Genomic DNA, 7576 nt, shown 5'->3' with positions numbered 1-7576 from the left:
ATCCAGGGCTACATTGCCCAGACCAACGCCGCGCCGAAGCCCTTCATCTGGACCAAGACCGCCGATGACATCCTCGCCAGCGTCGGACGATTCTGCCAAAGAACTTCTAACTCAGACCACTAGCTATGCTGAAACGGCGCCAGCGGCCCGCTCGGCCGATGGTCGCCGTGGCCGTCCGGGCCGGTGATCTGCGGGCGGGTTGCGTTGCGGCGGATGAATCCCGTTTGGCGGCTAGTGCAGTCCCAAACGGGCCAGCTTCTTGATAGGTCCGACCCGCGACACGGGCCGCATGGAGTTGCGGCGTGCGGCCACCTTCAGTGGCCGGCGTTGCCGGTTCTGCCCACCCTTCCGCCCCGGCCGAGCATGGCCTTGAGCTTGCCGATCATGGGCGCGCCCAGATACTGCACGAAAGGGATCAGCGCAGCCCCCAGCGCCAGGCCGAGGATCCCGGACAGCGCCGCGGTGGTCAGCCACTCCGCGGCGCCACCGATTGCCGGGACAAGCGTGGCGGCTCCCGCGGCGGCCTCGTGCACGACATGTCCTGGTCCCGTCAGACCGAACTCCTCGATCCCGTGCAGTACGATGCCTCCCCCCACCCACAGCATCGCCGCCGTGCCCACGACGCCCAGCACACGCAGGAAGTAGGGCATGCCGATCACCAGGCCCCGCCCGATGCCGCGGAGGAGCGGTCGCAGGAGGCGGTCGGCCCCGGTTTCGGGACTGCCCGTCAGCACGCTCCGCAGACCCAGCAAGGACGACACGGGCCTGTTGTTGGCGGCGAGCGCCACGCCGACATCGTCTGCCTTCACGATCAGCGCCACGCCGCCATAGACCAGGGCGGTGATGCCGATGCCGACCACGGCGAGGATCGCGGCCTGCGCCACGGTGGAGGAGGTGGAAAGCGAGGCCAGGGTCAGCGCCATGATCTCGGCTGACAGGATGAAGTCGGTCTGGATGGCGCCACGGACCTTGGCATCCTCCAGCGACTGCGACGTCTGGGCCGCCGATCCGGCGGCGACCTCGTGCGCGTGGGCGTCGTGCGGCCGGATCGCGTGCCAGAGCTTCTCGGCCCCCTCGTAGCAGAGATAGGCACCGCCCAGCATCAGCAGCGGCGTGATGCTCCAGGGCGCGAAGACGCTGAGTGCCAGCGCCGCCGGCAGCAGGTAGAGCAGCTTGTTCTTGACCGAGCCGACAGCGATCTTCCACACGATCGGCAGTTCGCGCGACGCCGCGAAGCCTACGACGTAGCGGGGCGTGACCGCGGCATCGTCGATCACCACGCCCATCGCCTTGCCGCCGGCGCGCATGGCCTGGGCGGAAATGTCGTCCAGCGAGGCCGCCGCGACTCTTGCCAGCCCGGCAACATCGTCCAGCAGCGCCAGCAGCCCTGTGCTCACACCCGATCCTTCCCGGCTTTGCCGGCACCGTATGGCGGACGGCCGTGCCGGTACAGCGCGCGCCCGGGCACCTCAGCCAGCCGCGCCGCGAATCCTGTCGAGGTCCAGGATGCCCTTGGCCCCCCAGCCCTTGGCGCCGGGCGCCACCTCGGGCCGGAAATGCTCGTACAGCCGGAAGCCGACCCGGTTCAGCTCCTCGGGCTCCAGCGACCGAGCGAGTGCTTCCATCGCCTGCCGGACCGCCGGCAGGTCACCGCCGAAGGCGCGCTGGACATAGCCCAGCGCCGCCCGGGCCGATCCGGGCTCGCCGCCGTCCAGGGCCCGGAGGCGCCCTTTCTCCTCGACCACGGGCACGTCACGGCCGAGCAGGTGAACCGTCCGGGCCCGCGGCTTCGGTTCCTGCCGGCGGGCATCGTCGTGGGGGGCAGCCGGCTTCCGGTCTTCCTCCTCGATGCCGATGGCCTTTGCCTTGGCGCGGGCACTGGAACCGGCCACGGCGCGTCCCAGGGTCATCGCCGCATCCGGTTCCAGCCCCAGGCGCTCGGCCACCACCGCGGCCCAGAGTGTCAGGACCGGTGCGCGATTGACCCGGATCTCCTTCGGTTCGCCCGTCATCGCCGCGCACATTCCCGATCCCGTTTCCGTTTCTGCCCGCGCATGACGGTGCGGGCTCAGCCCGGCGCCGCGTCCGGCGAAATTGCTACCGACAGCCGGAAGCCGCGCAGGATGGTCGTGTCCTGGTCGGAGGCGTCGGCCGGCATCAGCAGGATGGGGGAAGCCTCGCCCATCTGCGACATCATCTCGGGCAGGCTAATGGCGGCCACCAGTCCCCGGACGGTGCGGATTTCCTCGTCCTCCTCCGGCGTGCCCGCGCCGAACGGCACGGCCGCGGTTCCCTCCGGCTCGGGAATGGCCGCGCGCGCCAGGGCCACGCTGAAGCCTCGCGCCGCCAGCCCGTCCCGCTTCTTCTCGACCACCCAGCCGCGGATGCCGCCGGCACCGGTCCCGGTTTCGCGCTGCGCCTCGATCCAGAACAGCGGCGGCAGCGCGTCCAGCACCGCGGGGGAGCGCGACACCGCGGAGGAGACCAGCCCATGAGCCAGGCCGGCGATGTCGTTGCTGATCGCCACGGCGGGGGCGCCCTCCGCCCGCAGGCGCCGGGCTGCGCGCCGGAGGTCGACCGGCGCGTGCTCGCCGAGCATGGCCGCCAGCAGGCTTTCCTCCGGATATTTCAAGCGCGGCATTCCCTGCATCCTGCGTGTTCTCCGTGATGCCCGACGGCCGGGAGCAGTGTCCCGCGTCCCGGGGGTCCGTCCCCGCCACGGGCCGTTCTTCGCGCCGCCCGCGTGACGCGATCCATCCATTCCAAGGCACAAACGTTGCTACCCCTGACCCGCTTCACCCCGCCCCGCCAGGGAACCGCCATGCGCAGCCGCACCGATCTGACCACCGCCCCGCCGGGCAGCAAGGCCGACGGGCAAGCGGGGCGCGCCCGGCTGGAGACGATCGCGCGCCTGCTCGACAGCCGCTGGCGGATCCCGGGCCTCGGGGTCCGGTTCGGGGCGGACGCGATCCTGAGCCTGCTGCCGGGCCTCGGGCCCGTGGTGTCCACGGCGCTGTCCGCCTACCTGATCTGGGAAGCGCGCCGGCTCGGGGTTTCGACCGGCACGCTGCTGCGCATGGTCGGCAATGTCGGCCTGGATGCCGTGATCAGCGCCGTTCCGGTGGCGGGCTCCGTCGCCGACGTGTTCTTCCGTGCCAACCTGCGCAACATGGCCCTGCTCCGGCGCCACCTGGAGCGAAGCGCCTAGAACGGGACCCTGCGCGTCCCGTGCGGGCCTGCCTGCCGCCGGACGGGAACCCGCGACTAGCGGATCGGTGGGCGGGGCAGTTCCGCCCGGCCCGGCTCCATCACGAAGGTGTAGTCCAGCGTGTACCAGGGCCCTTCCACGTCCGGCGCGGTCGGGTGCGGCTCCTCGTGGCGCTGGAAATGGCTGGTCAGGGCACGGGTGACGCCGAACTGCACGTCCGTTTCCAGGTTGGGATCGTCGTCGGCATAGACCTGCGAGGTCAGGGTCTTGAATCCGTCCCGGAAGATCAGCGCGTGGACATGGGCGGGGCGGAAGGGATGCCGGTGCTGCACCGCCAGCAGCCGGCCCACCGGGCCGTCCGTGGGGATCGGGTAACCGGCCGGCTTCACCGAGCGGAACCAGAAGCGGCCCGAGACGTCGGTGGTGAACTTGCCGCGCAGGTTCATCTCGGCCTGGTCGGGGTCCTGGTTCTCGTAGAAGCCGACCGGCGAGGAATGCCACACATCCACCTCCGCGCCGGCGATGGGCTGGCCCGCCGCATCCTGCACCCGGCCGGTCATGAACAGCGCCGGCCCCGGGGTAGGCGAGCGCAGGATGGAGGCGCCGTTCTCCATCCGCGGCGAGTGCAGGCGCCAGAACGGGCCGAGCAGCGACTGCGAGGTTTCGGTGTTGCCGCCGTCGCCGTTGTTCAGCAGGCACACCAGCGACGAGACGCCGAGCGAGCCGGCCATCAGCATCACCTCGTTGTGCGTGTCGGTGCTGGCCTGGCCGAGTTCGACCACCAGGGCGGCCGCCTGGCGGAACTCGGCCTCGGTCAGCCGCACGTCGCGCACGAAGCCGTGCAGGTGGCGGATCAGCGACAGCATGATCTCGCGCAGGCGCGGATCGTCGGTGCGCTCCATCACCGCCAGGACGGCGGGGGTCAGGTCCTTCTCGCTGCGCAGGATCATGGCGCGTCGTGTCCTCCGTTTCGGGGCAGAGCCGGCACGGCCGCGGCCCGGTTCATCGCAAGGCTCCGCAGCCTCCCGGAAACTCCGGCACTGGCGCGCGGGCCGGGATCGGTGCCGGCCTCACTCCAGCATCATCCGGTTGGCGCGGATCACCGGCTCCCAGGTGGCGATGTCGTCGCGGATCAGCGCGGCGAAGGCGTCCGGCTCCAGCGTGAAGGGCGTGAAATCCGGGCTCAGCCGCGCCAGCACGCCCGGCGCGCGCATGGCCGAGGTGAAGCCCGCGTGCAGCGCCGCGAGCACGGGGGCCGGCACGCCGGCGGGGGCGACCACGCCGTGCCAGTAGGTGAACACCATCTCGCCGTGGCCCTGTTCGCGAAACGTGGACACGTCGGGCAGCACCGGCAGCCGCTCCGGCGCGGTGGTGCCGATGATGCGCAGCGTGCCGGCGCGGTGCTGTTCCAGCGCGGTGGACACGCTGCCGACGTAGAGCGGCAGGTGCCCGGCGATCACGTCGGTCATGATCGGCGCCTCGCCGCGATAGGGCACGTTCTGCAGCGTGACGCCGGCCCGCTCGCCCTGCCGCGCCATCAGCAGGTGGGAGGAGGAGCCGATGCCGGTGGTGCCGTAGGCCAGGCTGCCCGCGGCGCGGGCGGCCGCCACCACGCCGTCGAAGTCGCGGATCGCGGAATCCGGCTTCACCGCCAGCGCCGTGGGGGTGCGGAACAGCGGCGTGATCGGCTGGAAATCTTCCGGCCGGTAGGGCGGGTTGCGGTTCAGCACCGTGTTGATGGAGATGGTCGGCCAGCCGACGTAGAGCAGCGTGTAGCCGTCCTTGGGCGCGCGCGCGACGAGTTCCGCCCCGAGCTGCGAGTTGGCGCCGGGACGGCTGTCCACCACCACGGGCTGGCCGAGCTGCTCGCGCAGGTGTTCCCCCACCGCGCGGGCCAGCGCGTCCGCGGCGCCGCCGGTGGCGTAGGGCAGCACCAGCCGGATCGGCCGCGACGGGTAGGGGCCGGCCTGGGCCCGCGCGTCGGCGCTGCCCAGCGCGCCGAACAGGCCGCCGAGGAGCGCGGTTCGTCGAAGCAGCATCGGTGTTCTTTCCCCATGGGTTCCGGTCGCGCTCAATCCTCGGCCCGGAAGCCGGTGGAGCGGACGATCTCGCGGTAGCGTTCCCAGTCCGCCCGCACGGCGGCGGCGAAGCGTTCCGGGGTTTGCGGGTCGGGCTCGATCCCGAAGCGCTCGAAAGCCTCCGCGGCGCGGGGCGACACCAGGAAGGCGTTGATCACGGCGTTGGCGCGGTTCACCAGCGCCGCGGGCGTGCCGGCCGGCGCCACGATCCCCACCCAGTCCTGGAACAGCACGTCGCGGATGCCGGATTCCGCCAGCGTCGGCACCTCGGGCAGGAAGCGGCTGCGCTGCGCCCCGGTGGTGCCGAGGATGCGGAGCTCGCCCGTGCCGGCCAGCGGCGTCACCTCCGACAGCGGGTTCACCGTGGCGGCGATGTGGCCGCCCACCAGGTCGGCGACCGAGGGCGCGCCGCCGGAATAGGGCACCAGGGTCAGCGTGATCCCGGCGCCGCGCGCCAGCATCGCGCCGGCGAAATGCTGGGCGGAGCCGGCCGGGGCGCCATAGGTCGCCTTGTCCGGGTTGGCGCGGCACCAGCCCACGAAATCCGGCAGCGTCCGCACCGCGGCCGGCACGGCCGGGCCGACGGCGACCGCCATCACGCCGCGGGTGGTCAGTGCCACCGGCACGAAGTCGGTCAACGTGTCGTAGGGCATGCGGGAATAAACGTGCGGAAAGATCACCAGCGGGTGCGCGGGGGTGTAGAGCATCACGCTGCCGTCCGCCGGCGCCCGCTTGACGTGCTCGGCGCCGACGCGGCCGGCCGCGCCGGGGCGGTTCTCCACGATGCAGACGGTGGCGAAGGTGCCGCGCAGGGCTTCCGCGACCACCCGCGCCGCCGCGTCGGCGCCGCCGCCGGGCGGAAAGGGCACCACCAGCGAGAGCTGCCGCACCGCGGCGGCCGGCTGCGCGCGGGCCAGGCGCGGGGCCGGCAGCGCCGCCGCGGCGGCGAGGCCCGCGGCCAGGACATGGCGACGGTGGTGCATGGCGTGTTCCTCCCAGAACCCCTTCTTGGCCGCCATGCTACGCATGCCCGGTCCGGTTCCGGCAACCCGGCCGGTGCGCCGCCGTCCCGGCCGGTGCCCCGGGTCTGGCCCGCCGGCCCGGCCGCGGGCGCCGCCGCGGGCCCAGCGGCCGCGCGGGGCCGGCGGTCAGCGCAGCACGGCGACCTGCTTGCGCCGGATCAGCGCGTGGTCGATCGGCATGCCCAGCCCGGGCTCCTCGGGCGCGTGCACCAGGCCGCCCGCATCGATCTCGATGTCGCGTTCCAGCCCGTACTTGTTGTTGGTGTCGGGCAGCAGCACCTCGAAGAACTCGCAGTTCCGGATGGCCATGGCGACGTGCAGGTTGGCCACGTTGTTCAGCGAGTTGCTGCCGTGGTGGATCTCGTAGTTCATGCCGAAGGCCTCGGCCAAGTGCGCGGTCTTCAGCATGGTGGTGATGCCGCCCTTGAAGGCCACGTCGCCGCGCAGGAAATCGGTGGCCTGGGCCATGATCCAGGGCGCGTAGGTGTCGAAGCCGGCGAAGGGCAGCTCGGTGGCCATCAGTGGGATGTCCAGCTTCTGCCGCAGCTTGACGTAGTTGGGGATGGACCATTCGCCCAGCGGGTCCTCCAGCCAGTGGAAGCGCAGCTCCTCCAGCACGCGGCCGACCCGAAGTGCTACGGGGTAGTCGTAGCTCCAGCTGGCGTCGAGCATCAGCACGTGCGCGTCACCGACCGCGCGCCGCACCACCGTGCAGGTGGCGATGTCCTGCGCCCAGGGATGCGGGGCGTGGATCTTGTAGGCGGACACGCCGCGCGACTGGAAGAACAGCGCTTCCTCGCAGTAGCCCTCGACGCTGGAATGCGCGGGCGAGCTGGCATAGGCCGGCAGGGAGCGGCGAAAGGTGCCGATCAGCTGGTGCACCGGCATGCCGGCCGCCTTGCCCGCCAGGTCCCACAGCGCCACATCCATCGCCCCCACCGCGCGCACGGAAGCGGCGCGGTTGCGGCCCCACATGCGGCGGTACAGCAGTTCGCGGTCCAGCGGGTTCTCGCCCATCACCAGCGGCTTGAGCACGGTGATCAGCCGCTGGGCGTCGATGGTCGCGCTGGCGTAGGAGGCGCCGAGAAAGGACTGGCCGGTGATCCCCGCATCCGTGTGGATCTCCACCAGCCCCAGCTGGCTCGACCCGGCGGCGCCGTGCACGTTGGGCGAATAGATCACCGCGGGGATGTCGTCCCAGGAGAACAGGGTGACGGAAACGTCGGTGATCCGCATCGGGCGTGCAGGCTCCTGCTTCGGTTGGGGGT

8 protein-coding genes and 1 pseudogene are annotated in these 7576 nt (G+C 71.8%); 2 read left to right on the top strand and 7 right to left on the bottom strand.

Annotation, left to right across the window (positions count from 1 at the left end; translation table 11 throughout):
- Window positions 1–123, top strand: a pseudogene (locus ACLIBK_RS13030) (IS630 family transposase); the annotation flags it as partial.
- Between the two features lie 191 nt (window positions 124–314).
- On the opposite strand, the gene ACLIBK_RS13025 reads toward ACLIBK_RS13030, so the two are convergent.
- The 3 genes from ACLIBK_RS13025 to ACLIBK_RS13015 all read right to left on the bottom strand — a co-directional run bounded on the left by ACLIBK_RS13025 (window position 315) and on the right by ACLIBK_RS13015 (window position 2641).
- The gene (locus tag ACLIBK_RS13025) at window positions 315–1397 is read right to left on the bottom strand and encodes a DUF808 domain-containing protein (protein ID WP_415387693.1); all 1083 of its coding nucleotides are present in this window, start codon (window positions 1395–1397) and stop codon (window positions 315–317) included.
- Window positions 1398–1469: 72 nt separating this feature from the next.
- Window positions 1470–2012 (bottom strand): hypothetical protein, encoded by a 543-nt coding sequence (locus ACLIBK_RS13020; RefSeq protein ID WP_415387692.1) that lies wholly within the window; start codon window positions 2010–2012, stop codon window positions 1470–1472.
- Between the two features lie 56 nt (window positions 2013–2068).
- Complete coding sequence (locus tag ACLIBK_RS13015) at window positions 2069–2641, bottom strand: hypothetical protein (RefSeq protein WP_415387691.1); 573 nt, start codon at window positions 2639–2641, stop codon at window positions 2069–2071.
- 180 nt (window positions 2642–2821) lie between these two features.
- Between ACLIBK_RS13015 and ACLIBK_RS13010 the strand changes: the two genes are divergently transcribed.
- Window positions 2822–3208, top strand: coding sequence for a DUF4112 domain-containing protein (locus ACLIBK_RS13010; protein WP_415387690.1), 387 nt, complete (start codon window positions 2822–2824; stop codon window positions 3206–3208).
- Between the two features lie 56 nt (window positions 3209–3264).
- Here the strand turns inward: ACLIBK_RS13010 and ACLIBK_RS13005 are convergent, their stop codons facing one another.
- The 4 genes from ACLIBK_RS13005 to ACLIBK_RS12990 all read right to left on the bottom strand — a co-directional run bounded on the left by ACLIBK_RS13005 (window position 3265) and on the right by ACLIBK_RS12990 (window position 7544).
- The gene (locus ACLIBK_RS13005) at window positions 3265–4158 is read right to left on the bottom strand and encodes a dioxygenase (RefSeq protein ID WP_415387689.1); all 894 of its coding nucleotides are present in this window, start codon (window positions 4156–4158) and stop codon (window positions 3265–3267) included.
- A gap of 120 nt (window positions 4159–4278) precedes the next feature.
- Window positions 4279–5247 (bottom strand): Bug family tripartite tricarboxylate transporter substrate binding protein, encoded by a 969-nt coding sequence (locus ACLIBK_RS13000; RefSeq protein WP_415387688.1) that lies wholly within the window; start codon window positions 5245–5247, stop codon window positions 4279–4281.
- Window positions 5248–5279: 32 nt separating this feature from the next.
- On the bottom strand, window positions 5280–6269 hold the full coding sequence (locus tag ACLIBK_RS12995) for a tripartite tricarboxylate transporter substrate-binding protein (protein ID WP_415387687.1): 990 nt from the start codon (window positions 6267–6269) through the stop codon (window positions 5280–5282).
- Window positions 6270–6434: 165 nt separating this feature from the next.
- On the bottom strand, window positions 6435–7544 hold the full coding sequence (locus tag ACLIBK_RS12990; protein ID WP_415387686.1) for an enolase C-terminal domain-like protein: 1110 nt from the start codon (window positions 7542–7544) through the stop codon (window positions 6435–6437).
- Window positions 7545–7576: the final 32 nt, after the last annotated feature.

Source organism: Roseomonas sp. BN140053, from assembly GCF_047690175.1.
Taxonomy (GTDB): Bacteria; Pseudomonadota; Alphaproteobacteria; order Acetobacterales; family Acetobacteraceae; genus Roseomonas.
Note: the sequence above shows the minus strand (reverse complement) of the source record. Positions and strands in the feature narration are given on the sequence as shown.